General features: G+C 70.8%; 24 protein-coding genes and 1 pseudogene. 6 read left to right on the forward strand and 19 right to left on the reverse strand.

Translation table 11 applies throughout. From position 1 onward, the window contains the following. Positions 1-23: 23 nt before the first annotated feature. The 6 genes from ACQPZX_RS22745 to ACQPZX_RS22770 form a co-directional block, all read right to left on the reverse strand. Complete coding sequence (locus ACQPZX_RS22745) at positions 24-1,880, reverse strand: hypothetical protein (protein WP_433383943.1); 1,857 nt, start codon at positions 1,878-1,880, stop codon at positions 24-26. A gap of 47 nt (positions 1,881-1,927) precedes the next feature. Beyond that, positions 1,928-2,377 (reverse strand): RDD family protein, encoded by a 450-nt coding sequence (locus ACQPZX_RS22750; protein WP_433383945.1) that lies wholly within the window; start codon positions 2,375-2,377, stop codon positions 1,928-1,930. Further along, on the reverse strand, positions 2,374-5,103 hold the full coding sequence (locus tag ACQPZX_RS22755) for a cation-translocating P-type ATPase (protein ID WP_433383947.1): 2,730 nt from the start codon (positions 5,101-5,103) through the stop codon (positions 2,374-2,376). Before ACQPZX_RS22755 ends, ACQPZX_RS22750 begins: the two co-directional genes overlap by 4 nt. 205 nt (positions 5,104-5,308) lie before the next feature. Beyond that, positions 5,309-5,791 carry a hypothetical protein gene (locus tag ACQPZX_RS22760; RefSeq protein ID WP_433383949.1) on the reverse strand — a complete coding sequence of 161 codons (483 nt, stop codon included), beginning with the start codon at positions 5,789-5,791 and terminating at the stop codon, positions 5,309-5,311. A gap of 1 nt (position 5,792) precedes the next feature. Beyond that, a complete protein-coding gene (locus ACQPZX_RS22765; protein ID WP_433383951.1) occupies positions 5,793-6,215 on the reverse strand; it encodes a DUF7144 family membrane protein in 423 nt (140 codons plus the stop codon). A 9-nt stretch (positions 6,216-6,224) separates the two neighbouring features. Next, a complete protein-coding gene (locus tag ACQPZX_RS22770) occupies positions 6,225-6,719 on the reverse strand; it encodes a DUF6069 family protein (protein WP_433383953.1) in 495 nt (164 codons plus the stop codon). Between the two features lie 177 nt (positions 6,720-6,896). Here ACQPZX_RS22770 and ACQPZX_RS22775 point away from each other — a divergent pair, with 177 nt between their 5' ends. Beyond that, positions 6,897-7,250 carry a DUF7144 family membrane protein gene (locus ACQPZX_RS22775; protein WP_433385386.1) on the forward strand — a complete coding sequence of 118 codons (354 nt, stop codon included), beginning with the start codon at positions 6,897-6,899 and terminating at the stop codon, positions 7,248-7,250. A 117-nt stretch (positions 7,251-7,367) separates the two neighbouring features. Here ACQPZX_RS22775 and ACQPZX_RS22780 read toward each other — a convergent pair. The 5 genes and pseudogenes from ACQPZX_RS22780 to ACQPZX_RS22800 all read right to left on the reverse strand — a co-directional run. Continuing rightward, a pseudogene (locus ACQPZX_RS22780) lies at positions 7,368-8,111 on the reverse strand (YhjD/YihY/BrkB family envelope integrity protein); the annotation flags it as partial. 8 nt (positions 8,112-8,119) lie between these two features. Then, positions 8,120-10,786, reverse strand: coding sequence for a LuxR C-terminal-related transcriptional regulator (locus ACQPZX_RS22785; RefSeq protein ID WP_433383955.1), 2,667 nt, complete (start codon positions 10,784-10,786; stop codon positions 8,120-8,122). A gap of 147 nt (positions 10,787-10,933) precedes the next feature. Beyond that, positions 10,934-12,031 carry a carboxylate-amine ligase gene (locus ACQPZX_RS22790; RefSeq protein WP_433383957.1) on the reverse strand — a complete coding sequence of 366 codons (1,098 nt, stop codon included), beginning with the start codon at positions 12,029-12,031 and terminating at the stop codon, positions 10,934-10,936. A gap of 111 nt (positions 12,032-12,142) precedes the next feature. Then, entirely contained in the window at positions 12,143-12,631 is a 489-nt protein-coding gene (locus tag ACQPZX_RS22795) for a hypothetical protein (RefSeq protein ID WP_433383959.1), read from the reverse strand. Next, the gene (locus ACQPZX_RS22800; RefSeq protein WP_433383961.1) at positions 12,628-13,161 is read right to left on the reverse strand and encodes a hypothetical protein; all 534 of its coding nucleotides are present in this window, start codon (positions 13,159-13,161) and stop codon (positions 12,628-12,630) included. Before ACQPZX_RS22800 ends, ACQPZX_RS22795 begins: the two co-directional genes overlap by 4 nt. Positions 13,162-13,270: 109 nt before the next feature. Between ACQPZX_RS22800 and ACQPZX_RS22805 the strand changes: the two genes are divergently transcribed. Both ACQPZX_RS22805 and ACQPZX_RS22810 read left to right on the forward strand, forming a co-directional pair. After that, positions 13,271-13,675 (forward strand): hypothetical protein, encoded by a 405-nt coding sequence (locus tag ACQPZX_RS22805; RefSeq protein WP_433383963.1) that lies wholly within the window; start codon positions 13,271-13,273, stop codon positions 13,673-13,675. Between the two features lie 7 nt (positions 13,676-13,682). Continuing rightward, positions 13,683-14,210: an Rv1733c family protein gene (locus ACQPZX_RS22810; protein ID WP_433383965.1), complete on the forward strand. Its 528-nt coding sequence runs from the start codon at positions 13,683-13,685 to the stop codon at positions 14,208-14,210. Positions 14,211-14,253: 43 nt separating this feature from the next. Here ACQPZX_RS22810 and ACQPZX_RS22815 read toward each other — a convergent pair whose 3' ends face one another. Together ACQPZX_RS22815 and ACQPZX_RS22820 are read right to left on the reverse strand one after the other, a co-directional pair. Continuing rightward, positions 14,254-14,682, reverse strand: coding sequence for a hypothetical protein (locus ACQPZX_RS22815; RefSeq protein ID WP_433383967.1), 429 nt, complete (start codon positions 14,680-14,682; stop codon positions 14,254-14,256). Beyond that, a complete protein-coding gene (locus tag ACQPZX_RS22820) occupies positions 14,679-16,145 on the reverse strand; it encodes an APC family permease (protein WP_433385388.1) in 1,467 nt (488 codons plus the stop codon). Before ACQPZX_RS22820 ends, ACQPZX_RS22815 begins: the two co-directional genes overlap by 4 nt. Before the next feature lie 105 nt (positions 16,146-16,250). Here ACQPZX_RS22820 and ACQPZX_RS22825 point away from each other — a divergent pair, with 105 nt between their 5' ends. Continuing rightward, positions 16,251-17,024 carry an N-formylglutamate amidohydrolase gene (locus ACQPZX_RS22825; RefSeq protein ID WP_433383969.1) on the forward strand — a complete coding sequence of 258 codons (774 nt, stop codon included), beginning with the start codon at positions 16,251-16,253 and terminating at the stop codon, positions 17,022-17,024. Here the strand turns inward: ACQPZX_RS22825 and ACQPZX_RS22830 are convergent. The 3 genes from ACQPZX_RS22830 to ACQPZX_RS22840 all read right to left on the reverse strand — a co-directional run bounded on the left by ACQPZX_RS22830 (position 17,008) and on the right by ACQPZX_RS22840 (position 19,994). Beyond that, a complete protein-coding gene (locus ACQPZX_RS22830; RefSeq protein ID WP_433383971.1) occupies positions 17,008-17,601 on the reverse strand; it encodes a TetR/AcrR family transcriptional regulator in 594 nt (197 codons plus the stop codon). The two genes, ACQPZX_RS22825 and ACQPZX_RS22830, sit on opposite strands and share 17 nt — an antisense overlap. A gap of 949 nt (positions 17,602-18,550) precedes the next feature. Beyond that, positions 18,551-19,264 carry an MBL fold metallo-hydrolase gene (locus ACQPZX_RS22835; protein ID WP_433383973.1) on the reverse strand — a complete coding sequence of 238 codons (714 nt, stop codon included), beginning with the start codon at positions 19,262-19,264 and terminating at the stop codon, positions 18,551-18,553. A 100-nt stretch (positions 19,265-19,364) separates the two neighbouring features. Then, a complete protein-coding gene (locus ACQPZX_RS22840) occupies positions 19,365-19,994 on the reverse strand; it encodes a molybdenum cofactor biosysynthesis protein (RefSeq protein WP_433383975.1) in 630 nt (209 codons plus the stop codon). Between the two features lie 285 nt (positions 19,995-20,279). Between ACQPZX_RS22840 and ACQPZX_RS22845 the strand changes: the two genes are divergently transcribed. Further along, positions 20,280-21,050: a phosphatase PAP2 family protein gene (locus tag ACQPZX_RS22845; protein ID WP_433383977.1), complete on the forward strand. Its 771-nt coding sequence runs from the start codon at positions 20,280-20,282 to the stop codon at positions 21,048-21,050. A 2-nt stretch (positions 21,051-21,052) separates the two neighbouring features. Here ACQPZX_RS22845 and ACQPZX_RS22850 read toward each other — a convergent pair whose 3' ends face one another. After that, positions 21,053-22,339: a neutral zinc metallopeptidase gene (locus tag ACQPZX_RS22850; RefSeq protein WP_433383979.1), complete on the reverse strand. Its 1,287-nt coding sequence runs from the start codon at positions 22,337-22,339 to the stop codon at positions 21,053-21,055. 26 nt (positions 22,340-22,365) lie between these two features. Continuing rightward, positions 22,366-23,268 carry an AraC family transcriptional regulator gene (locus ACQPZX_RS22855; protein WP_433383981.1) on the reverse strand — a complete coding sequence of 301 codons (903 nt, stop codon included), beginning with the start codon at positions 23,266-23,268 and terminating at the stop codon, positions 22,366-22,368. A 101-nt stretch (positions 23,269-23,369) separates the two neighbouring features. Here ACQPZX_RS22855 and ACQPZX_RS22860 point away from each other — a divergent pair, with 101 nt between their 5' ends. Next, the gene (locus tag ACQPZX_RS22860) at positions 23,370-23,810 is read left to right on the forward strand and encodes an organic hydroperoxide resistance protein (RefSeq protein WP_433383983.1); all 441 of its coding nucleotides are present in this window, start codon (positions 23,370-23,372) and stop codon (positions 23,808-23,810) included. Here ACQPZX_RS22860 and ACQPZX_RS22865 read toward each other — a convergent pair. Next, positions 23,741-24,319, reverse strand: coding sequence for a GNAT family N-acetyltransferase (locus ACQPZX_RS22865; RefSeq protein WP_433383985.1), 579 nt, complete (start codon positions 24,317-24,319; stop codon positions 23,741-23,743). The genes ACQPZX_RS22860 and ACQPZX_RS22865 overlap by 70 nt on opposite strands. Positions 24,320-24,346 lie beyond the last annotated feature (27 nt).

The following is a 24,346-nucleotide window of genomic DNA, read 5'->3' on the forward strand; positions in this document are numbered from 1 at the left end:
ATGGATTCCGCGGATCCTTGCCTCTATGGGCACGGCGCCGCGTGGCAGACGTCGACCACCTTTCCGGTGAGCAGGAACGTGGCTTTCTGCAGCTGTGCCCCGGGCTGGGCGCGAGGGAACTCGTGCGGGTCGGCGCCGTACTGCGGGCCTGCCGGCGCGAGGTTGGTGGGCGGTGGCGCGTACGCCTGACCGCTGTTCCAGATGACGATCGCGGAGCCGCCGTACGGGTATCTGGTGATCGGCTTGATGCCCCGATAGGGCACCACCTCGTCGGACCAGCCGGGGGCCAGCGCCGGCCGGTGGATCCGGGCGCCGATGGTGCGGGCCTCCACCTGCGCGGCGGCGGGGGAGACCTGGTGGTCGCCGAAGGCCACGTGCATCAGGACCTGGTGGCGCGGCGTGCGCGGCAGCGGGTCGCCGGTGAGGTGCTGGGCGTAGCCGTTCGCCTCGCCGCGGTCCCACAGCATCTGGATCAGGGCCAGGACCAGCTGCTGGTCGGTCTTGTCGGGGTAGGCCTGGTCCATCAGCTGCTGGAACGGCGCGAAGTCGACGCTGCGCTGCAGGAGCGTGCTGTAGTTCATCGCGGGCACGCCCAGCACCGAGCGGGTCCAGTCCTGGGCGAGCGCGGTGAGCGCGCCGCCGTTGATGCCGCCCTGGCTGTTGCCGTCGTAGTGCATGCCACCCGCCCGGTCGAGCAGGCTGCGCCCCTGGGCGTCGCGGAACGCGGGACTCGAGGCGAAGCCGCCGGGCGCGGTCATCGCCCGGCCCAGGAACAGGAAGTTGAGGAAGCTCTGCTGCAGCCGGTCGGGCACGGCCGGGAACTGGCTGAGGTCGCCCCAGACCCCGGCGACGAACGGGATGTCGCCGTTCGCGAGGCCGATCCAGCTGGTCGCGCAGAACATGAAATCGTACGTCTGCGACATGTCCTTGACGTTGCCCGCGTTGATCTCGGTGGGCGCGCCGAGGAGCCCGTGCCCGTAGAGCGAGAGGTGGGCCGGCGTGGCCGCGGTCGCCGAGCGCGGGAGGTTGCAGACGAAGTCGGCCGCGATGACGCCCGAGGGGGCGGGCTGACCGCCGGCGCCGTAGGTCATCCGGGAGCCGGGTCCGCCGTCGCCGGTCAGATAGCTCGGCACCGCGACCGTGCCGCGCACCTGGCGGGCGATGCGGGCGTCCTGCTCGGCGGTGTAGTCGGTGACCTGGGTGACGGTGAACGCCGGCGCGTTCCGGCCGAGCTTCGCGAATGCCTCATCGCGCATGTGCACGACCCGGCCGGTGAGGTTGCGCTCGCTCGCGACGGTGAAGTCCCACGCCCGGTACAGATCGCGGCGCAGGCCGGGTGGCAAGTGCAGAGTGGTCGCGTGCCGGGGCGCCGGGATCATCCGGCCGGATCCGGAGCGCAGGCCGCGCAGCACGACGATGTACCGGGTCGCCTCGCGCAACGCCACCGCGGGCCGGATGATGAGCAGGCCGCTCCCGTGGGCGTCGAGCTCGGCCCAGTACGGCGTGCGCTGCCAGGTGCGGGTGTCGAGCAGCACGATCGGCGCGTCCCCGGCCAGCGAGCGCCCGACGTCGGTGACCGGCGCGATGCCGCTGGCCGTCGGGTCGAGGCCGGGCACCTCGGCGAGGATCGGGGTGCCGGGGCTGAAGCCGTCCTGCCTGTTCCACTCGGTGGGGTCGATGTGCTTGCCGGCCACGTTCGCCGGGAGCGCGCCGGCGGCGAATTGCACGCGCAGGCCGGTCGGGCTGGTGCGGTCGGGGACCGTGAACCGGTTGCTGGGGAAGGGGAGCAGGCCCGGCGCCGGCGAGTGAGCCGCGGCGACGCCCGGCGGCGCGAGCAGGGCCGGCACGGCGAGGAGCAACGGCAGGAGTCGGCGTGTCACGCGCATACTCCCTTGTAGACCCGGCGAGGCCGGACTGGCAATCGTCCTTACCGCCGGATGACGAGGGTGCGGGCGATCAGGTCGTGGATCGCGCGGTGCCGCCGATCGACCAGCAGCCACAGCGAGCCGATCGGGAAGTACGCCAGCAGGATCCCCCGCAGCAGCGCCGACCACCATCGGACCGGGCCGCGGTCGGTGCCGACCACCCGGATGCCGACCATGGCCATGCCGACGGTGCGGCCGGTCAGCCCCCAGAGGACGGCACAGTAGAAGGCGAACACCGCCGGCAGCGCCACCAGGTAGGCGGCCGTGAGGGTGCGGGCCACGTCGCGCGCCTCACTGCCGATGACAGAGGCGACCAGGCTCATCCCGGCGGCGGTCCCGACCGAGGCGATCGAGACGATCAGCGAGTCGACGATGTATGCGATGGTCCTGCTCACCACGCCCGCGAAGCCGGCCACGGGGAGGGCCGGCTTCGCGGAGATGGTGGCGCTCATGCCGGCACGGCGACCGGCACGGGCTCCGCGGCCACCGGCGGTGGGGTGCGGCGCCGCAGGACCATCTTGCGGATCTCGGTGAGGACGATGACGGTCAGCGCGGCCCCGATGCAGATGACCCACTGCACGGCGTTGAGGCTGACCGTGCCGAGCAGCCGCTGGAACAGGTCGAGCGACGTGGCCAGGAAGATCGCCGCCACCGACATGCCGCTGGTGATGACGAAGCGGCGGTCGCTGAAGGTCTCCACGCTGAACACCGAGCGGATGTCGCTGCGCACCGTGAACGAGAAGAACAGGTTCATGATGGAGAACGCGGTGACGCCCATGGTCCGGCCGGTGTCGAGGTTCCACTCCTGGTCGCCCCACCAGATGACGATCAGCGTGCTGACGCCCATGACCAGGCCGACGACGCCGAGCCAGCCCATCGACTTGCGGCTGAGCAGCGGCTCGTCGGATCGGCGGGGCTTGCGCGCCATGATGTCGGGGTCGCCCTTGCCGTAGCCGAGGCCGACCGACTGGAACACCTGGGTGGTGAAGTTCAGCCACAGCGTCTGCAGCGGCACGAACGGCACGCCGGCCGCGATGTTGAAGATGCTGGCGCTCAGGAACGTGACGACCATGCCGATGAGCACGCCGATCTGGAAGAAGATGTACTTCTTCAGGTTGTCGTAGAGCTCGCGGCCCAGCCGTACGGCCTTGACGATCGTCGCGAAGTCGTCGTCGGTGAGGATCATCGCGGCGGCTTCCTTGCTCACCTCGGTGCCGGTGATCCCCATGGCGATGCCGATGTCGGCCTTCTTCAGCGCCGGCGCGTCGTTGACGCCGTCGCCGGTCATCGCGACGATGTGTCCCTTGCGCTTGAGCACCTCGACCAGGCGGACCTTGTGCTCGGGGGTGACCCGGGCGATCACGCCGATGCCGTCGATCTGCTCGTCGGCCTGCGCGTCGGTCATCGCCGCGAAGTCGGCGCCGGTGATGGCGCGGCCGCGGATGCCGAGCTTGCTCGCGATGGCGGCCGCGGTGACCGCGTGGTCGCCGGTGATCATGCGGACCTGGATGCCGGCCGCGTGCGCCTCGACGATCGCGGCCTGCGCCTGCGGCCGGGGCGGGTCGACGATGCCGACCAGGGTCAGCACGGTCATGCCGTCGAGCGCCGCGAGCAGGTCGCCGCCGGCGTCGAAGGTGGCCGGGTCGAAGTCCTTGCGCCCGGTCGCCATGACCCGCAGCCCCTGCTCGCCGAGCCGCCGGTTCTCGTCCAGGTAGCGCTTCTTGAAGCCGGCGTCGGCCTCCTTGACGGAAAGATCGTCGGGCGCGAGCGTGTGGGTGGCGCGGGACAGCAGCTGGTCGGGGGCGCCCTTGACGAAGGCCCGGATCACGTCCTTTCCCGACGAGTCGGTCATCCGGTGGAAGGTCGCCATCATCTTGTACGCGGCGTCGAACGGCAGCTCCGCCACGCGCGGGTAGTGCTCGCGGGTCGCGTCGACCGAGATCCCGCCCTTCTCGGCGAGGACGACGAGCGCGCCCTCGGTCGGGTCCCCGATCATCGTGCCGTCGTGGACGACCGCGTCCGAGGCGAGCGCCATCGGCAGCAGGAAGTCGTCGAGCGGCACGTCCGGTTGCCCGGCGACCCGCTGGATGGCGCCGTCGGTCGAGTAGCCGCTGCCGGAGATCGTGTACCGCCGGCCCGGGATGGTCATCTCGATGGCGGTCATCTGGTTGAGCGTCAGCGTCCCGGTCTTGTCCGAGTTGATCGCCGAGGTCGAGCCGAGCGTCTCGGTCGAGCGCAGCCGCTTCACGATCGCGTTGGCCTTCGCGAGGGTGGTCGTGCCGAGCGACAGGATGGTCGTGACCACGGCGGGCAGGCCGGTCGGGATGGCCGAGATGGCGAACGCGATGGCGGCCGTGAAGACCACGTTGAACTCGTTGCCGCGGGCCAGGTTGATGATGACCGAGGCGAGCAGCGCGAAACCGGAGATGTAGAGGATCTGGTTGGTCAGCTTCGCCAGCTGCCGGGTCAGCGGAGTCTCCTCCTCCTTCTCGGTCTGCAGCATGCCGGAGATGTGTCCGACCTCGGTCTCCATGCCGGTCGCGGTGACCAGCAGCTCGCCCGCGCCCCGGGTGACGTTGGTGTTCATGTACGCCATGTCGGACCGGTCGCCGAGGTCGGTGTCGGCGCTGCCGACCGCCTCCACGCTCTTGCTGACCGGGAGGCTCTCGCCGGTCAGGGCCGACTCGTCGATCTCCAGGGTGGCCGCCCGCAGCAGCCGCCCGTCCGCCGGGACCAGGTCGCCGGCCTCGATCTGCACGACGTCGCCGGGCACGAGCTCCTCGGCCGGCAGCTCGACGAGGGTCCCGTCCCGCCGCACCTTGGCCTTGACGATCATCATCTTCTGCAGGGCGCCGATCGCGGCCGCGGCCTTGCCCTCCTGATGCAGGCCGAGCGCCGCGTTGAGCAGCGTCAGCAGGATCAGCAGGATGCCGGTGCCCCACTGCTTGAGCGGCACCATGCTGCCGATGCCGGCGACCAGCAGGACGATCTGCATCGGGTCGGCGTACTGCCGCAGGAAGGAGCGCCACCAGGGTTCCTTGCGCCCCTCGGCGAACTTGTTGGGCCCGTACTGCGCCCGTCTCTTCTCGACCTCGGCGGTGCTCAGGCCGGACTGCCGGTCGACCTCCTCGGCCTTGAGGGCCTCGTCGACCGACAGAGTGTGATAGGTGATGGTCATCGAGGGCTCCTAGGGATGGAGGCACGGCCGGGTGGCCGTTCCCGGCCGTGCCAGTGGGGGGCGGCTAGCGGCGGCGCCGGGACACCCGGCGTGCCGTTCTGCGGCCGGTGCGCCGGGCCACGCGACGAGATCCGAACATGGTTCTGCACCTCCTCCGGACCGATCGTCGCGTCGGATCCGCCGAGATCGCCTCATCCCGGAGGGGTTAGTGCAGAAGGATCTTCAGGAAGATCATGACGCCGCCGAACGCGCCCGCCACCAGCGTCGACACCACCCGCTCGGCCGGGGTCAGGCGAGCGCCCATCCGCCAGCCGGCCAGGCAGAGCAGCAGCGTGCTGGTGATCAGGGCGCACAGGATCGCGAGGTTCATCCCCGCGCCGGCCGCCCGGGCCAGCAGGAGCACGAGCAGCGGCACCAGCGACGCGCTCATGATCTCCCAGCCGGTGGTGAGCTGCTGGCGCACCGAGTTCCAGCGTGGCCGGTGTCCCTCGTGGATCCGCTCGGCGACGATCCGGGCGTACCGCTCGGCCAGCCAGTAGATGATCAGCGTGACGAGCACGATGATGTCGAGCTTGTAGGCGGTCTCGGCGTGCGCCGTCACCAGCACGGCCGAGCTGACGATGATGCCGTAGATCCCGGCTGCGGTTCCCTCGGCGGTCTCGTGTGTCAGCCGGATCCTCAGCGACATGTCAGTCGCGTTCCGAGCGGCGCAGCAACTTGGCCTCCTCGCCGTGCACGGCGAGCGCGTAGATGGCGATCAGGTCCAGGCCGATCGAGATGATCGACCAGATCGGGTACGCCGCCAGGAAGGTCAAATTGATCATCGCGTGCAGGAAGACGATGATCAGCGAGATGAACCGGGCCCACAGGTAGCCGAACATCACCGCGTAGCCGGCGCCGATGAGCATCGCGCCGAACGCGACCAGCGTCCAGCCCCAGACCGAATAGTTCACGTCGATGGCCAGCGCCTCGGCCTTGACCAGGTAGAAGTCGTCGTCAACGAGCGCGACCAGACCCTGGATCACACTGATCAGGCCGCTGACGATCATGACGATGCCGACGAAGAGGATCCAGCCGATCCACCGGGTCATCCGGCCCGCGTGATGCGACATCGGAGCTCCTTAGCGATAGGGCGGCGGCGTCGGCCGCGTGGCCGGTTGGATCACGGGCGGGCGCAGCGCGCTCTTGGCGACGCCGGACACGAGGGTGCCGATCGCCAACCCCAGCACGAGGTTGAGTCCGGCGGTGTACCAGCGCGACCCTTTGTCCTCGGTGGTGATGAAGGGCGCCAGCATCGCGGCGACGGTGGCCAGGCCGATCACCCAGCCGAAGAAGCGCATCGGCTTCGGCGTGGTGAGGATCAGCAGCTGGATCAGTCCGGTGGCGAGCAGGGCTGCCACCGCCGCGCCGAGGGCGTACCAGCCGGTGGAGGCGTCGCCCCAGACGCCCTCGCCCTTGGGGGCGAGGACCTCGACGTCGAAGACGCCGCGGCCGAACATGATGCCGACGACCGCGATGAGCGCGGCCACCACGGCGGTGGCGGCGCCGCCGGCCCAGAGGCGGCCGGAGTTCAGTACGGGTTGCGGGGGCGTCGGCGGTCGATAGACGTTGGTCATTGCCGTCCTCCTCGAGAACTGCCCGAGTCGCCACCGAGTATCGCGAGCGGGCGGCGCGGCGTACCTCATCCGGCGAGGGTGACGCGGTCCGCCCGGCCCGCGGGCGACGCTGGCCGGGTGACAGATCAAGAGAAGGAGCCGACCGGCTGGATCGCCTGGATCCTGTTCGGTGGCCTAATGCTGGTGCTCCTGGGCGGCGCGCACCTGACCATCGGGTCGCTCGCCCTCATCCGGCCGGAGGCGCTGGAGGGTTCCCGGTCCGACCTGCTCCTCGACGTCGGACTCACCACCCTCGGGTGGATCCACATCGTCCTCGGCGTGGTCCTGATGATCGTCGGCGGCGGCCTGATGCTCGGTCAGGTCTGGGCCCGCGGCATCGCGATCGTCCTGGCCTGCGTCGCCCTCGTGATCAACTTCGCCTTCATCGGCGCCTACCCGATCTGGTCGGTCGTCTCGATCGGCCTGGCCGCCGTGGTCCTGTACGCGACGGTGGCGCACGGCGCCGAACTTACCCGCGCCTACCGCCACTGACAGCGACCGCAATCCCGCCTCGCCGCGGATCACCCGGCCCAGCAGGCTCTGGTCCGCGGCGAGCACCTGGCCGATCACGGCCGCGCCGAGCAGGCAGAACGAGATGACGTACAGCCACCCGATGTAGGTGAAGGCCAGCCCGATCGTGCCGTAGTGCTCGTTGCTGGAGCGCAGCGCGCGGGGCATGTAGATCTGCCCGGCCGGCCGTACGGCCAGCATGACCAGCCCGAAGATCAGGCCGCCGGGCACCAGGCGGCGGACCGGGACGGCGCCGCCGAGCAGCATCGCCGGCACCAGGATCGTGAGCAGGACATCGGCCAGGAACAGCGTGAAGCTGTCGGTGATCCACGGCAGCGGCAGGTCGTCGGCAACCGCGCCGATCGCCCGGCTGACCAGCACGAACGCGCTCAGCAGCAGCACCACCAGCAGCCACCGCCCGGCCGCGGCCGGTCCGGAGCGGACCTTGGCGACGTCCCAGACCGACGCGTACGCCCGGACCATGGCCCGGGCCAGCGAGGTGGCCGAGACGAGCACGATCAGGATGCTCAGGAGGCCGAACGTGCCGAATCCCTGCTCGTCGAGGGCGTCCGTCAGCAGTCGCCGCGACGTGTCGGGCAGATCCAGCGCTTCGGCGAGCTCGTTGGACTGGCTCGCCCCGAGCAGCGTGCCGAAGATGATCAGCAGCGGGAAGATCGAGGTGAACGCCTGGGCCGCGAGGGTCATGGACCGGTCGAAGATCTGGACCCGCACCAGCCCGGTGGCACACCGCAGCAGCAAATGGCCGAACCACGACGCCAGAACGACAGCGGCCCGCGGGCGAAGCCACCCGGGAAGGGCGGCCAGCCCGCGGTCCGCGTCCATCTCAGATCTCAGATCAGGCCGAGCGTGCGTGCCCGCCGGACGGCCTCGTTGCGCCGCGACGCCGACAGCTTGCGCAGGATGCTGCGCACGTGCGTCTTGACGGTGTTGACCGAGACGTAGAGGGTCGCGGCGATCTCCTCGGTGGGCAGCATCGCCGCCATGCCCTCGAGCACCTCCATCTCGCGCTTGCTGAGCGCCTCGAAGACCAGCACGGTGTCGGCTGCCGCCGGCGACGCGTGCGCGGCCCCCTGGAGCTGCTTGTACTGCGTGGCGAGCTCGTCGTCGTCGCGCAGCACCCGGCGCAGGTCGGCCCAGACCTGCTGGACCGCCCGGCGCTGGGACTCCGGCGAGGCGGCCCGCAGCGCCTGGCGCAGCGCGCCCCGCGCCTCGTCGACCTCGCCCCGGCGGGCCGCGACGGTGGCGAGCACCAGCCAGGCCTCCAGGCTCACCGGGGAGGCCACCCCTGCCGCCCCGGCCACCGGCTCGACCAGCTGCCAGGCTTGCTCGGCCTCGCCGGCCGCGGCCAGCGCGGAGGCGCGCACCACGGTGGCGTCGTCGGCCTCCGGCTCGGAGAGCTTGCCGAGCGTCTCGAGGGCCTGGTCCGGCCGGCTCATGGTGACCAGCAGCCGCGCCTGGGTGAGCGCGAGCTGGCGGGTGAGCCAGGACGGCGCCGCCTGGCCGCCGGGCACGTGACCGCCGTCGGCGAGCGCGGTGAGCGCGCCGCGCAGCTCGCCGCGCGCCTGCAGGCGGCGGGAGCGGATCAGCGCGAACGCGGCGTGCACCATGCCGTCGGCGGGACGGATCCGGCGCGGGTCGGCGGCCCGCAGATGCCGTCCGGCGGTGTCGATGTCGTAGCGCTCCATCGCCACCCACGCGAGGGCCAGCTCGGCGCCGACCGGCCGCGAGGCGGTGCCGACACCGATCCGGTCGGCCAGCTCCGTCGCCTGGTCGGCGAGCTTCTCGGCGTGCCGCAGCCGTCCCCGGTACGCCTCGATCAGCGCCAGATGGGCGAGCGCACCGACGCGTACCCCCTCGCAGTTGTCCGTCGCCGTGGTAGCGACCTCGGTGAGCGTGATCGCGGCCGCGTCCACGGCCCCGATCCGGCTCTGCGCGTCGCCGCGGGTGGCGAGCACCAGGACCCGCAGCTCGTCGTGGCGTTCCCGTCGTTCGGGCGGGGTCTGGCCGAGCAGCTCCTCGGCCGCCGCCGCGCTGTGCAGCACGGCGTCCGTGTCGTCGCGCTGGCGGGCCAGCATCGCATCGGTGAGCAGATGGGCCAGGGCCAGGGCGGGGCTGTAGCCGGAGGGCCGGCTCATCATCAGCTCCTCGGCCCGCTCCAGCTGCGCCGCGCTGGTCTCCGCGTCGCGGACGTTGAGGGCCAGCGCCGCCGCGATGACCGCTCCCTCGGGGCTCTCGAGGTCGCCGGGCATCCCGGAGAGCAGCTCGCCGAGCCGGCTCTCCCGCCCGTCGATCAGCAGCCGGCCGATCGCGTGGTCCTCGATCACGGCCGACGCCGCGAGCGCCCAGTCGCCGGCCGCCGCCGCGTGGGTGATCGCCTCGATGAGCTGCTGCCCGGCCGCCGCGAACCACTCGGCGGCCCGGTGGTGCAGCTCCGGGATCCGCTCCGGCGCCTCCCGGTTGAGCTGGGCCTCCAGCAGCTCCGCGAACAGCCGGTGACACCGGTACGCGTTGTCCCCGGCCGGCTGGACGAAGGCGTTCTGCCGGCACAGCGCGGTCAGCAGCTGCCGCGAGTCGGCCCGTCCGGTGACGGCCCCGGCCAGTTCCGGGGTGAAGATGTCGAGGATGCTGGTCTCCAGCAGGAACGTGCGCACGTGTGCCGGCTGGATGCGCAGCACCTCGTCCACGAAGTACTCGGCGATGGTGGCCTCGTTGCCGGTGATCGTGGCGACCAGGCTCTCCGCGTCGCCGGCGTCCTCGAGCGCCATGGCGAACAGGCGCAGCCCGGCGGCCCAGCCCTCGGTGTGCTGCAGCAGCTGGTCCATGGCGTCCCGGCTCAGCGGGACGCGGTGCAGGGTGAGCAGCTCGGCGGCCTCGTCGGCGGTGAACGCGAGGTCCTCGCTGCGGATCTCCTCGAGCCGGCCGGCCAGCCGGTAGCGGTGCAGGGGGAGCGGGGGATCCCAGCGGCCGACCAGCACGAGCCGCAGCATCCGCCCGGCGTGCCGCAGCACGAACTCCAGGTCGGTGGCCCACTGCTGGCCCTGCAGGGACGACACGCCGTCGAGGACGAGCACGACCGGTTCCTCGAGCTCGGCCAGCGCGGCGGCCAGCCGTACGAGGAAGGACCGGTCGGCGCCGGCGGTGAAGGACGGCGGGAACGGTACGCCCGCCCGGCGAAGGGCCTCGAGGATGTACGCCCACAGCGAGTCGCCCTGGCCGTCCTCCTCCTCGAGCGTGATCCAGCCGATCGGATATCCGGGCGCGCCCTCGGCCGCCCACGAGGCGACCAGCTGGGTCTTGCCGGCGCCGGCGGGCCCGACGACGAGCGTCACGGGCTCGCGGACACCCCGGGCGAGGCGCTCGGTGAGCCGGGGCCGGGCGACCAGGAAGCTGGGCGGTTCCGGCACGGCGAACTTCGATTGCAGCAACGGATCGCCGCCGGTGGCCGGGGCCGCCGCCGGGATGGAGATCGGTGCCGGGACGACGAGCTCTGATGTCACAACGCTCCCTCCGCAGGCACGGATGCCAGAATGACTGGATCATCGTTTACCGCCGGTGACGGGTCCCGCATCGTCCGAAACGGATTAAGCGCTGAGTGACCCTCTCACTACGCGAAGGCGATCTTCGATGATCGAGTTGACAGGCGTCTATTTGTGTGCTTGCGCGAAGCCTACTGTGGCGTGCGCCAGGAAATCGACGAAGCCCTCCGGCGATCCCGCCCGGACCCAGGCCTTCCGCTGCCGGTCGGCGCCCGTTCCCTCCTGCCTGAGCCGGTCCAGGTTCCGATACACGTCGTCGGCGTCTCCCCAGGCGGCGAGGGCCGGCCCCACCTTGGTCATCAGGCGGGCGACCGCGCCCGCGGCGGCCGGCGCCGTCCCGTCGGGCGTGCGGCCGCGGCGGACCCGCACCTGGCCGTGCGCGGCCGTCATCAGGTGCGCGTCGACGACCCCGGTGGGGATCGGCAGCGTGGTGATGTTGTGCCGCGCGTCCTCGATCAGGGTGGCGACCAGGGCTCGCACCACGGCGGCGAAAAAGACGGCGTCCTCGACGCTCAGGCAGGCGTCGGCGACCCTGACCTCGACTGTGGGATAGCGCTCGGACAGCCGTGCCAGGAAGTAGACGGCGCCCACGTCGTACGCCGCTCCGGTGCCCACCAGCGAGCTCACCACCCGGTCGTAGCGCGCCGCTCCGGCCCACGCCCCGGGCGGCCGGAACGTCGGCCAGCGTTGCTGCAGGTGATAGCGGTAGCTCGCCCACCCGGTGTCCCGGTCGCCGGCGAACGGCGAGTTGACCGTGAGCGCCAGCAGCGCGGGCAGCCACGGCCGGATCCGGGCGAGCACCTCGACGGCGAGGTCCCGGTCGGGCACCCCGATGTGCACCTGACACGCGCAGGAGCTGCCGGCGACGACCGCGCCCGGGAAGCGCCCGGCCATCTCCCGGAACCGCGTCTCGTCGGTCACCGCGCCCAGCGGCCCGGCGGCGAACGGCGGCGCGCCGACCGCGACGAGGCTCGCACCGGCCCGCCGCGCGGCGTCGCTCGCCCGCTGCCGCAGCAGGGTCAGCTCCCGGCGGAGCTGGTCGAGCCGGGTGCAGACCGCGGTGGTGGTTTCGAGTTGATAGGCGAGGAACTCCGGCTTGACCTGGTCGCCGGCCCGCGCCAGGCGCGCCACGTACGGCGCCGACGGCACCACCGCGCCGTCGGGCCCCAGCAGCAGAAACTCCTCTTCGACCCCCATCGTGAGCATCGCGTCCCCCCTCGCTCGCTGCGTCACGTCCCAGCAGCGTGCGATCGCACCGCGGGTGACTGCCTCATCCGCAGGGGGTGATTCGATCTTCGAAATACCTGCTTACCCGCGTCAGGCGTCGCGGCGCAGGACCCGGGTGGTGATCCGGTCGACCGCGTCGTCGCCGGCCGCCGCGCCGCTGCGGATCCGGCCGACCAGTTCGTCCACCATGGTGTCCCGCTGGCCGCGCATCAGCGACTGGACCCGGTCCGGCTCCTTCTCCAGCAGCGCGAGGACGTCGTCGAGGATGTCCCGCACGAGCGGCCGCAGGATCCGCTGGACCTGGGCGTCGACCATCTTGTTCACCACCGCCGAGGTGGCGATGGCGGTGATCGCCGCGTCGAGCGTGGCGGCGGCCCGGCGCTGGGCCTTCTCCCGCTCGGCCGCGCCGCGCGACGCCATCTCCTCCATCCGCTCCTGCGCCTTGATCCCGTTGAGCGGCCGGGAGACGCCGTAGCGCACCCCGGACACCATCAGCTCGGCGGCGTCCTGAGCCTGGAACGCGGCGCCCACCAGCACATCGCGCATCCTCGCGCCCTGCACCAGGATGAAGGTGTTCATTTCGTGCGTTCCAGCGAGTCGAGCTCGGCCGCCTCCGCGGCGGTGACCAGCCCGATGCCGACCAGGTCGAGCGGGCTGATGAACGCGTCGGCGAGCCGGAACCCGCCGGCCCGGGCGATCGCGTCGCGCAGCGGCACCGCCCAGTGGTGCTCGATCAGCAGCAGCGCGGCGGCGCTGTCGTCGGGGATCTCGCCGATGACGTCCCAGGCGGCCTCCTCGTCGAAGACCTCGATGCCGTCCTCGGCCGCGGCCGCGCCCAGCATGGCGCCCGCCTCGAGTCCCTCCTCGCCCTCGATGCCGAGGCCGACCAGGGCGCCGATCTTGCTGCCCAGCTCGATCGCCTCGTCGGTGGTGAGGTTGCTGAGGTGCTCGACCTCGACCTCGCCCTTGGCGTCCTTGTAGACGGCGAGCGCGTCGATCACCCGGATCGCGTCGCTCGCGCGGAGCCGCTCCAGCTCGGCGATGACCTCGCCGTGGAAGTTGGGGTGCGTGAAGCCCAGCACGATGAGCTGGACCGGTCCGATGGCCATGGGAAGAGCTCCCTTCGTGGGTCCCGGTCAGCGTCCCGCCCGCGCCGCCCCGCATACCTCATCCGGCCGGGGTGACGTGACCGGCGGGGCTGCCGACGATCCTCATGACATGCGACGCACGACAGCGATCATCACATCGGCCGCCGTGTTCGGCGCCCTGTCGCTTGCCGGGTGCGGCAGCGAGTCGACACCCGCGTTCTGCGACAGCCTCGCCGCCGCGCAGCTCTCCGCGCAGCATGTCCGCGAGACCAACGTGGCCGAGAACGGCCTCTCCCAGCTCCGTACCAACCTCAACCAGCTCCGCGCCGACGTGCAGCAGCTGGTCACCGACGCCAAGGGCCAGTGGTCCGAGCAGGCCGACGAGGTCAAGGGCAACCTGGACATCCTCAAGGCCAGCATCGAAGCCGCCCGGGCCACGCCGAGCGACACCAACATCGGCGCCATCCGCTCCGCGTTGAACACCCTCATGGCCAGCGTCACCGCGCTCGGCGACGCGATGCGCGACACCTGCTGAGGCACGGGTGCGCCGACTGCTGCGGCGGCTGGGGTGGGACCGCAACCCGCTCCGCCGCCGGTCCGATCGTGTCGAGGCATGGCTCAACGCCGTGCTTCTCGTCGTGCTGCTGATCGCCGGCGGCATGTCGTCCGTGGCCGCCGGTCGCTCCGCCTACCGCGAGCAGGCGCGCGCGGCGGCCTGGGAGCGGGCGCACCGCTTCGAGGTCTGGGCGGTGCTGCAACAGAAACCCGTGCAGGGCACCGCCACAGCACGCTGGAAGGCCCCCGACGGCTCGCCGCGGACCGGCCCGATCGCGGCCCGTGCGACCGCGGCGGCGGGGACCTGGAAGGCCATCTGGGTGGACGAGAGGGGCGCGGTGGTCGCTCCGCCTCCGCGCCGCCGCCCGGCCACCAGCGCCGCCGAGCCGGCCGTGGTCGCCGTGCTGCTGGTGGCCGCCGCGCTGGCCCTGCTGAGGCTGCTCTTCATCCGGCTGCTGGACCGCCGGCGGATGCGTTCCTGGGACGTGGCGCTGGCGGAAGTGACGCAGAAATGACGGGGAGGGCGAGACCGCCCTCCCCGTCAATTCGTGGTGCGGATCAGGCCGCGACGTCCGCGGTCTTCAGATCGTCGATCACCTGCTGGAAGTCCTCCGCCTCCTCCGGGCAGTAGACCTTGATGATCAGCGAGATGCCCTGGAAGGCCTTGTTGTCCGCGATGATCGGCCGCTGTCCCGGTCCCGCCGCGCCGTTGCTGAGTTGGCCGTACAGGATGGACTTGACCAGCGCGTTGGCCGGCGCCGCGCAGACCGCGCCACCGTCGTCACCGAGCACGTTGTAGATCTGCTGTGCCTCCGGCACCGGCAGCCCCGCCGCGGCCAGCTCCTGGCTGAGCTGACTGGCTTTGTCGATGGCCGCCTGGTTCTTCTTGTTGGAGTTGAAGATCGCCACGCCGACGACCATGAATCCGAGGAAGAACAGGCCGAGGACGATGTAGGTCACCCGCCGCTCGGTGTGGGTGTTCATCATGACTGCGCCACCTCCGCCTCATCCGCGTCGGCTGTTTTCCACGAGGGCTTGCGCGCCCGGTAGAACAGGAACGGCACGAGCAGGCCCAGGCCCAGGGCGCCCACCGCCACGATGACCACGTACAGGGCCGGACTGCCGCCGCCGAACTGCGACGGCGGGACGAAGCCGATCAGCAGCGCCGCGAGGGAGGCCGCGAAGCCGACCCCGCACAGCCCGACCAGCATCGGCGCCTTGTAGCCCCGCGGGTGGTCCGGCTGGTTGCGGCGCAGCCGCACGGCGGCCACGAACATCAGCAGGTAGACGATGAGGTAGACCTGCGTGGTGATCACCGAGAAGATCCAGTACACGCTGGAGACGTCCGGGATGAACGCGTAGCCCAGCGCGATCACGGTGGTCACCAGACCCTGGGTGACCAGGATGTTCTGCTGCACGCCGTGCTTGTTGAGCTTCTGCAGGAACGGCGGGAGGTAGCCCTCCTTGCGGGAGATCAGCAGCAGGCCCTTGGACGGGCCGGCCAGCCAGGTCAGCATACCGCCCAGCGACGCCGCCACCAGCATGATGCCGACGATCGGGGTCAGCCAGTTCCAGCCGAACTGCCCGAACATCGCGTCGAACGCCTGCATGACGCCCGCGGTCAGCGACAGCTGGTCGGCCGGGACCACCCAGCTGATCGCCAGCGCCGGCAGGATGAAGATGACCAGGACCAGTCCCATGGCCAGGAACATCGACTTCGGGAACTCCTTGGCCGGGTTCTTCAGCGAGCCGACGTGCACCGCGTTCATCTCCATGCCGGAGTACGACAGGAAGTTGTTCACGATCAGCACGAGGCTGGACAGGCCGGCCCACGCCGGCAACCAGTTCCCGGCCCCCATCGGCGCCGCCGACTCGTTGCCCTGTCCGAGGAACACCATGCCGAGCACCACGAGGACGACGCCCGGGATCAGTGTTCCGATGATCAGGCCGCCGCTGGCGAGGCCCGCCACCGATCCCGTGCCCCGCGACGACACCCAGACACCGGCCCAGTAACAGACCATGATCACGATGGCGGTCCAGAGGCCGCTCGACGCGAGATCCGGGTTGATCACGTAGGCCAGCGTGCTGGCCACGAACCCCAGCAGGCTGGGGTAATAGAAGATCGTCATGGCGAACTGGCACCAGACCGCTAGGAAGCCCATCGGCTTCGACAGGCCCTGGCTCACCCAGTTGTAGACGCCGCCGGTCCAGCCCGAGGCCAGCTCGGCCGAGACCAGCGAGGTCGGCAGCAGGAAGACGATCGCCGGCACGATGTACAGGAAGACGCAGGCCAGGCCGTACACGGCCATGGTCGGCGCGGCGCGCAGGCTGGCCACCGAGCTGGTGGTCATCAGAGCCAGCGCGATCCACGAGATGTAGTGAATGGCTTTGGGTTTCGCGGCGGCGGATGCCCCGGCCGCGGCGGGCGCCCTTCTTGCGGGCACATCCATGGCGCTCACGCTGGATCCTTTCTCGTAGGGGTCCAGCGAAATCATCAGCGGCGATCGAAGCGGCGAACCTCATCCGTAGCGAGCTAAACGCTAGGCTCCCTAATAATGATCTTCGAAATCTCGCCCGGCGCCGCGTCGTCTCCGGTGATCCTGCACGTGCCGCACGCCTCCCGCGCCATCACCGCTGCCGCACGCTCGAGCCTGCTCGTCGACGATGCCGCCGTGACCGAGGAGCTCGACAACCTCACCGACGCCCACACGGATGTCCTTGCTCATCGCGCGGCAAGTTTCGCGAAAGTGCCCCCCTGGATCTTCGAAAACCGATGGTCGCGGCTGGTCGTCGATCCGGAACGTTTCCCCGACGAGCGCGAGGAAATGCGGGCGGTGGGCATGGGCGCCGTCTATACGCACGGCTTCGCGGGCCGCAAGCTTCGTGACGACGATTCCGTACGGGATCAGAACCTTTTACAAACGCATTTCGGTCCGTATTCGGAAGCTTTCGCCGCGCTCACCGCCGACCGGTGCGCCACCGCCGGCCGCTGCGTCATCGTGGACGTCCACTCCTATCCGAGCGCGAGTCTCCCGTACGAGATGCATGGTCTTGGCCCCCGGCCGGCGGTATGCCTGGGCACGGACCCGGACCACACGCCGGCTTGGCTTGTCGCCGCCGCCGAGGCGGCATTCCCTCTCACCGGCGTCAACTCCCCGTTCGCCGGCACCTACGTCCCGCTGGATTTCTACGGCCGCGACCGGCGCGTCTCGTCCCTGATGATCGAGATCCGCCGCGACGGCTACATGACCGAGCCCGGCGGCCCCTTCCACGACGGCCTCGACCGCCTCGCGGCCGGCCTGACTCAGCTGATCAACGCGCTTTCCTGACCAGCGGCAGGAAAATTTCGTCCACGATCTCCGCGATCGCCTGCTCGGAGGCCGGGCGCAACGTCATCAACAGCTCGTGCCGCAGCAGATCCCCCGGCAGCGCCCGCACCCGGGGCGTCAGCTTCGCGGGATCCACTTCGCCGCGCTCGATCGCCCGATCCAGCACCCGGTCGAACCCGAACGGCCGCTGCCGGGCCGCCAGAAACTGCTCCCGCAACTCCGCCGGGCTGCTGCCCGTCTCCGCGAAATACTCGCCCATCTGCACGCTGAACAGCGTGATCAGCGCCGACCGCCGCCCCGACACGTCCTTCAGCACAGCGACCAGATCATCCCGGAACGACCCGGTGTCGGGCGCCTCGACAATCGCCTCGCTACGGCTGAAGTGCTGCACAGCCGCAATGGCAAGTTCGGCCCGCTGAGGCCACCGCCGATAGATCACCGGCCGGCTCGTCCCCGCCCGCGCGGCCACCCCTTCCACCGTGAACCGCGCATACCCCACCTCGGTGAGCTCTTCCCAGGCCGCTTCCAGCAGCGCCTCTTCAAGCGCAGCCCCGCGCCGCCGAGTCTCCCCAGCCATCAGCCCACCCCTAGATGCATCTCCGCATCTTATCGACCCCTACCCGCCGCCGCCCCCGGACCACCGTCCCCGCCGCCGCCCCCGACCACCGTTCCGACCCCCCAACGCCTCCGTTGCCCGCCGCCCGCCGCCCGCTGCCCGTCGCGAGGTGGGTGAGCGTGGCGCCGACGAGCGCTGAGGAGCTGTTGTTCGCTCAGTGCGCCAAGTCATCATCGATGAGCCGACGTTCGCTACGGCCGCGCGGCAAGTCATCATCGATGGGCCGGCGTTCGCTCCGTGCGGCAAGTCATCGTCGATGGGCTGGCGTTCGCTCTGTGCGGCAAGTCATCGTCGATGGGCCGGCGTTCGCTCCGTGCGGCAAGTCATCAACGATGGGCCGTCGCTCCGCGCGGCGAGTCGCCATGATCGTGTTCGCACCCGGCGCCCGGCTCGCGGTTCGCGTGGCGCGCGAGCGGACCGGCGGGCGTTGATGAGCTGCTGTTCGGGGCGTGCGCCAAGTCATCGTCGATGAGCTGGCGTTCGCTCCGCGCGGCAAGTCGCCATGATCGCCTCGCTGCCTGCCGCTCGCCGCCAGCCGCGCGCCAGCCAGCGCCAGGCGACCGGTTTGGGGCGCGGGATCGGGCTGGCGGGGGTTGATGAGCTGGTGTTCGGGGCGTGCGCCAAGTCATCACGATCGCGACGGGGGACAGGTGCGTGGACGAGCGATCGGTGCCGTCGGCCCCGACGTAGGTACGGTGGGGTGGAGGCGGAGCTGTGTTCCGTTTCCGGTCGGGTGCAAAGCGACGGCGGCCGGGCCGCGGCTGGGGGCGACGGCGGCTGGGGGCGACGGCGGCTGGGGGCGACGGCGGCTGGGGGCGACGGCGGCCGGGGCGACGGCGGCTGCTGGGCCGTCGGGGCTATGGAACTTGGGGTGGAGCGGTGCTCCTCCGCTGTGAGCTGCGGGTTTGGGCTATAGCGCCTCGGCGGTGGCGTGCAGGGCGGCGGCTGTGTTTTCGGTTAGGGGGTCGCCGTGGCCGAAGCAGGCTATGCGTGGGGCTAGGGCCGCCTGTTTGTGGAGGGACGCGGCCGCGGTGGGCGGGTCGTAGTTGAAGACGCCCAGGATCACCGTGCCGTCGGGGGTTCGGGCGATGGTGTCGCCGGTGAAGAGGACGCCTGGGGCGGGCAGGTGGAAAGAGACGCTGCCGGGCGTGTGGCCGGGGGCCGCCACGCAGACGGCAGTCACGCCGCCGCCCAGGTCGATCTGGTCGCCGTCGTCCAGCTTGTGGTCGACCTTGACGGGGGCGATCGGGGTGGTCGTGTCGGTGTTGGCGTGGACCTGGGCGTACAACTCGCGCTCCCAGTCGGCGACCAGGATCGGGGGAGGGCCTTCGGCCTCGCCCTGGATCATCGGGGTGTCGAGGTGGTGGGCGTTTATCTCGGCGTTGGACCAGCCGGCGATCTCGGCGGCCGAGCCGGTGTGGTCGCCGTGGTAATGGGTCAGCAGGATGCGGCGCACGTCGGTGGCCTGGTGGCCCAGGCCCTCCAGGGCGGCGGCGATCGCTGGGGCGGAGCCGGGGACGCCGGTGTCGATCAGGGTGAGGCCGGACGGGTCGCGCCACAGGTAGGCATGTCCGACCGGGAAGCGGAACATGACCAGCTCGGGCAGCAGCTCTACGACGTCCATGGGCTCGACCGTATGCGGGGCCCCGACCCGGGAGAAGGGTGATCTGCCGAGGGCAGAAAAGGCGAGCGGGACATCATCAAGATCGGAAAGGGGCGAGGCCTCAGGCGGGGAGCGGCGGGTGCACCGAGGCCACTACCGGACCGACCCGCAGAACGCCGTCGTCCAGGGGCGTGCAGCGCACCCCGCCCTTGCCGCGCAGGGCCTTCCAGGCGCCGGGGGCTACTGTGACGTCCATCCAGGCGCAGGGGTGTGCCTTCCGGTTGACCATGAGCCGCACGGGGCCGTCGCCGGAGTCGAGGGTCAGGATCTGGCCCACCAGGTCGTCGACCGGGACGCCGGACAGCAGGATGTTGCGGCGCACGGCCAGCAAACCGGCGCCGGCGGGCAGCGGGGATGCGGCGGGCAGCGGGGATGCGGCGGGCAGCGGGGATGCGGCGGGCAGCGGGGGAGCGGCGGGCTGTGGGGGAGCGGCGGGCAGCGGAGAAGCGGCGGGCTGTGGGGAAGCGGCGGACAGCGAGGAAGCGGCTAGCAACGAGGCGGCGTCGATCACGGTGATGCTCGCGTCGCGGTGGGCGGGCCGGCCGAAGTAGCGGTCGCCGACGATTCCCAGGCCGGCCCGGATCCGCACTGAGGCCACCAGCTCACCGGGGGGAGCGGGCGCCGGGCCGTCGCTGGGTCGCCCGCCGAAACGGTGAACCGGGGACGCGAGAAGTTCGAGGATCTCCGGCACGAGGCTGAGTCTAGCCACGCCGATCATGCGTCCGATTCGACCGACAAATCGGGATTAGTCCGCCCGAAAGAGTAAGAACGCAACCCGCCAGGTCACAGGTTAACGACGCACAACCCGCAGGTGAAGGAGGTCATACCCCGAGGTTGCGGGCATCTGGGAAGATCGCAGACCGATCGCCAGTTCGATCTTCCGGCGAGAAGAAGCGGAGCGGTGATCGGGCACGACCAGGACGCCTGCGCTGTCCCGTTCGGATCGCACAGCCCAGACCGGGGGGAGACGCGCGCGATGAGCCTGCTTCAGGAGAACGACGCTCCGGCCGTACCGAATAAATCCGGACAAAGGCTGCGACGGGCTCTTTATGAGGTGCTCCTGGTAGTGGTTCTGTTCCTCGCCTACAAGGTCGGCCGTCTCGCGGCGGACGGCCACGTCGGCGAAGCCCTCACGAACGCGCAGAACGTCTGGAACCTCGAGCGCTTCCTGCACCTCCCGGACGAGTACACCTTTCAGCACACGGTCATCGCCCACGAGTGGCTGATCAAAATCGCGAACTGCTATTACGCGTACGTCCATTTCCCCGCCACCGCGGCCGCCCTGATCTGGCTGTACCTGCGCCGCCCGGAGCACTACGTCCCGACCCGGCGCCTGCTTGCCTGGCTCACCGCCGCCGCCCTGGTCGTGCACCTGCTCTTCCCGCTCGCCCCGCCGCGCATGCTCACCGCCGTCGGCATGGTCGACACCGGCCATCTCTTCGGCCCCGCCGTCTACGGCTCACCCAGCACCGACACCCTCACCAACCAGTACGCCGCCATGCCTTCCCTGCACGTCGGCTGGGCCCTTGCCGTCGCGATCGCGCTGATCTCCGCGACCAAGGGCCGGTACCGGTGGCTCTGGCTGGCGCACCCCACGATCACCCTGCTGGTCGTCGTCGTGACCGGCAACCATTACTGGCTCGACGCGATCGTCGTGACCGCCCTGCTCGGCCTGGTCGCCGCCCTGCTCAGTCATCGCGCGCCCGCGGCGCTTGCGATTCCCCGACCCCGTGTCGGCGAGAGCTAGGTTCAGACGCAGACGCCGGTGCCTTCCAAAACCCCTTTCCGGTACGCGAAGATCCGGTCGAACGCCGATGGGCCGCCGTTTCCCGCTTTCCCGTATGCGAGGAGCGCCGCCACCGCTTCGTCGAGATCCCCGGGCGAGAGCCGGATCCGCTGGTCCTTGTTGTCGCCGGTGAGCTGATCGTTGGTCCACGAGCCGGCCAGGCAGTCGACGGTCAGCTGGCCCGCCTTGGAGGTCGTGGACTCCCCGCGCCTGTCCTGCACGGCTCGCGCGAAGAGATCGCCGAAGACCATCCCGACCGCGTAGTCGCCGATCCGGTCGTACAGCTGTGGCCCGAGCCCTTCGGTGTCGAACGCGATGAAGTTCTGTTCGGGGCAGTAGTACGCCTGATCCTCGACCGCGGCGTCCGGTTTGTCGCAGTCCGGCGCCTGCCCGGAGTCGACGACCCGGATCGGCTGCCATTGCTCGTCGGTGATGTCGGGGAAGGTCCGCGTCCAGTACGCCTGCGCGTCCTGGGCGAGGAGGTTGACCGCGTCCGCGTACGGCAGGTCGCCGCCGCTGTCCGCCTCCTGCTGGGTGCTGAACGGCACCTCGGTGACCTGCAGGTTGTCCGCCTCGTAGCCCGCGCATTTCGCCGGCCCCTGCTGGACGCCCTCCTGGAAGGCGCGGATCCGGTCGAACGCGTTCCCGTGCGCCCCCTCCGCCACCGCCGGCGTGCCCGGCTGGTCGCGCAGCATCAGGATGCCCGCGACCGTGTCGTCCAGCTGCTCCGCGGTCGGCTTCTTGAACGCCGTCGAACGCCCGGCCTGCACGTCCGCGAGCCACGCCCCGGCGAAGCAGTCGGCCTGCTGTTCGAGCACCACGGTCTGCTGATCGGTGGTGCCGAGCCGGGCCTGGATCGCGTGCCCGTACTCGTGCGCCATCACCACCCCGAGCAGCAACGGCCCGTAATCCTCCTGCAGCTGCGGAATCAGGTTCTGGGCGTCCCAGGCGATGTAATCGCCGTCGGGACAGTAGAACGCGTTCGGCTGATAGCCGGCCGACTGCCCGCCGCACTCCAGCGGCGTGGAGTTCTCCGTGTACGGGTGGAACCCGCCGGTGACCGGCTGGAACTTCTTCCCGCCCGAGATCTTCGGATACTGCCCCTGCCAGTACCGCTCGACATCGTCCAGCGACTTGGTCACCACGTCGGAAGCCTTCTGCGGGCGTGGTTCCTCCGAGGGTGCCGGCACCAGCCCGCACCCGGCAACCGACAGCGCCATGACCCCGGCGACGACCCGCAAAGCCCGCATATCTCAGGAATACCCAATCGCCGCAACTACCTACGCGAAGTCTGGCGGTACCGGCCGGGGGACACGCCGAGCTCGCGCTTGAACGCCTTGCCGAAGGCGAACTCGGACGTGTACCCGGTGCGCTGCGCGATCGACTGCACCGGTTTGTCGCTGTCGCGCAGCAGCTGCGCCGCCAGGGTCATCCGCCACCAGGTCAGGTAGCCGAGCGGCGGCTTGCCGACCAGCGAGGTGAACCGGCGGGAGAAGGCCGCCCGCGACAGGCCGGCCGTCGCGCCCAGGTCCTCGACCGTCCACGGCCGGGCGGGTTCCTGGTGGATGTGGCGCAGCGCCGCGGCGATCACCGGGTCGCCCAATGTCGCCGCCCACCCGCCGTCGCTCTCCTGGGCGAGCCACGCCCGCAGGATGTAGAGCAGCATCATGTCCAGCAGCGCCGACACCACTGCTCCGCTTCCCTGGTCGGGGTTGGCGACCTCGTCGCCGAGCAGGTTGACGGCGGCGTGCAGCGGCGAGCGGCGACCGAGGCGGGCCGGCAGGTGGATCACCTCGGGCAGTTCCTCGAACAGCGGATGCGGCCGCGTCTGGTCAAGCGTGTAGGCGCCGCACAGCAGGACCGTCTCAGCCCCCGCGCCGGCGTCGGCGGTCGGCCTGATCTCGGGCAGGGCGGCGATCGGGGCGCCCACGACCGGTGTCGACAGGCTGTCGGCCAGCGCGTGCCCGCACCCGTGTGGCAGGCACACGACGTCGCCCGCGCCCAGCCCGATCGGCTCGCCCTCCGGCGGGATCAGCCAGCACGTCCCTTCCAGCACCACGTGGAAGCCGGATCCCGAGAAGGGCGCGGCCCGGACGCCCCACGGCGCGCGCTTGCGGATCTCGGCGGAATGCGGCCGGCCCGCCCGCATGACCCCGATCGCGTCGCTGAGCACGTCCATCGCCAGATCGTATCGCCCACTAGGTCATGGCGAGACGATCGGACATGAAAGGGAGACGCAGTGCCATACAGAGCGGTTCGTGAGCTTCATACGCTGAGTGCATGCTCACCAAGAAGCTCTACACCGCCGAGGCCGTCTCCACGGGCGACGGCCGCAACGGCCACATCGCCACCTCCGACGGCCGCATCGATCTCGGCCTCGCCATGCCGCCCGCGCTCGGCGGCTCCGGCGACGGCGCCAATCCGGAGCAGCTCTTCGCTTCCGGCTACGCCGCCTGCTTCCACAGCGCGCTGCGGCTGGTCGCCCGCCAGACCGGCGCCGACGTCACCGACTCCACCGTCACCGCCCGCGTCAGCATCGGCAACGAGGGGGAGGACGCCCTGGGCCTGGCGGTAGAACTGATCTTCGATCTGCCCCACGTCGCGCCCGGCGCCGCCGAGCAGCTCGCCGAGGCGGCACACCAGGTCTGCCCTTACTCCCGGGCCACCCGCGGCAACATCTCCGTCGAGCTCCACTCGGTGGCGAGCAAGCCGTACGTGTAGCCGTCGACCCAGCCCAGCTCGGCATGCCACGAGTCGCCGATGCCGTGCTGCTCGCGGCGCATGCCCAACTTCTCCAGGATGCGCACCGACGCGTGGTTGTCCGCGTAGCAGCCGGCCGTGATGCGGCGCAGGCCCAGCCGGCCGAAGCCGTACGCGAGCATCGCCGTCGCCGCCTCGGTCGCGTAACCCTTGCCCCCGTAGGCCGTGTCGAAGATGTAGCCGATCTCGGCCTCGGTACCGGGCGGCATGCCGGGCTGTCCCATGCCGTCGCTGACGGTCAGCGAGACGGTGCCGATCACGACGCCGTCGAGGGTGACCGCCACGCCGTGGTCGTCGGGGTCCTCGGCCGCGAGCCGCCACCGCTGGAGCAGGTGGGCCTTGTCGACCTCGGTGCGCAGCAACCAGCGGGTGACCTCGGGCCGGTTGCGGTACTCCAGGATGCGGTCGATGTCCTCGTCGCGCACCGGGCGGAGCTCGAGGCGGTCGGTGCGCAAGATCGGGCTCTCCATGGGTGCGACGCTAACGGACGCACCATG

Source organism: Actinoplanes sp. CA-142083 (genome assembly GCF_050942195.1).
GTDB lineage: Bacteria > Actinomycetota > Actinomycetes > Mycobacteriales > Micromonosporaceae > Actinoplanes.

Excerpts from the sequence above, each read along its gene's own strand:
- ACQPZX_RS22775 (WP_433385386.1), top strand. The coding sequence starts at position 6,897 with ATGCTGGTGCTCCTGGGCGGCGCGCACCTGACCATCGGGTCGCTCGCC.
- ACQPZX_RS22860 (WP_433383983.1), top strand. The coding sequence starts at position 23,370 with ATGCTCACCAAGAAGCTCTACACCGCCGAGGCCGTCTCCACGGGCGAC.
- ACQPZX_RS22765 (WP_433383951.1), bottom strand. The coding sequence starts at position 6,215 with ATGTCGCATCACGCGGGCCGGATGACCCGGTGGATCGGCTGGATCCTC.
- ACQPZX_RS22790 (WP_433383957.1), bottom strand. The coding sequence starts at position 12,031 with ATGCTCACGATGGGGGTCGAAGAGGAGTTTCTGCTGCTGGGGCCCGAC.
- ACQPZX_RS22755 (WP_433383947.1), bottom strand. The coding sequence starts at position 5,103 with ATGACCATCACCTATCACACTCTGTCGGTCGACGAGGCCCTCAAGGCC.
- ACQPZX_RS22815 (WP_433383967.1), bottom strand. The coding sequence starts at position 14,682 with ATGATGAACACCCACACCGAGCGGCGGGTGACCTACATCGTCCTCGGC.
- ACQPZX_RS22835 (WP_433383973.1), bottom strand. The coding sequence starts at position 19,264 with ATGGACGTCGTAGAGCTGCTGCCCGAGCTGGTCATGTTCCGCTTCCCG.
- ACQPZX_RS22850 (WP_433383979.1), bottom strand. The coding sequence starts at position 22,339 with ATGCGGGCTTTGCGGGTCGTCGCCGGGGTCATGGCGCTGTCGGTTGCC.
- ACQPZX_RS22855 (WP_433383981.1), bottom strand. The coding sequence starts at position 23,268 with ATGGACGTGCTCAGCGACGCGATCGGGGTCATGCGGGCGGGCCGGCCG.
- ACQPZX_RS22865 (WP_433383985.1), bottom strand. The coding sequence starts at position 24,319 with ATGGAGAGCCCGATCTTGCGCACCGACCGCCTCGAGCTCCGCCCGGTG.
- ACQPZX_RS22825 (WP_433383969.1), top strand. The coding sequence starts at position 16,251 with ATGATCTTCGAAATCTCGCCCGGCGCCGCGTCGTCTCCGGTGATCCTG.
- ACQPZX_RS22830 (WP_433383971.1), bottom strand. The coding sequence starts at position 17,601 with ATGGCTGGGGAGACTCGGCGGCGCGGGGCTGCGCTTGAAGAGGCGCTG.
- ACQPZX_RS22770 (WP_433383953.1), bottom strand. The coding sequence starts at position 6,719 with ATGACCAACGTCTATCGACCGCCGACGCCCCCGCAACCCGTACTGAAC.
- ACQPZX_RS22750 (WP_433383945.1), bottom strand. The coding sequence starts at position 2,377 with ATGAGCGCCACCATCTCCGCGAAGCCGGCCCTCCCCGTGGCCGGCTTC.
- ACQPZX_RS22760 (WP_433383949.1), bottom strand. The coding sequence starts at position 5,791 with ATGTCGCTGAGGATCCGGCTGACACACGAGACCGCCGAGGGAACCGCA.
- ACQPZX_RS22820 (WP_433385388.1), bottom strand. The coding sequence starts at position 16,145 with ATGGATGTGCCCGCAAGAAGGGCGCCCGCCGCGGCCGGGGCATCCGCC.
- ACQPZX_RS22805 (WP_433383963.1), top strand. The coding sequence starts at position 13,271 with ATGCGACGCACGACAGCGATCATCACATCGGCCGCCGTGTTCGGCGCC.
- ACQPZX_RS22795 (WP_433383959.1), bottom strand. The coding sequence starts at position 12,631 with ATGAACACCTTCATCCTGGTGCAGGGCGCGAGGATGCGCGATGTGCTG.
- ACQPZX_RS22845 (WP_433383977.1), top strand. The coding sequence starts at position 20,280 with ATGAGCCTGCTTCAGGAGAACGACGCTCCGGCCGTACCGAATAAATCC.
- ACQPZX_RS22800 (WP_433383961.1), bottom strand. The coding sequence starts at position 13,161 with ATGGCCATCGGACCGGTCCAGCTCATCGTGCTGGGCTTCACGCACCCC.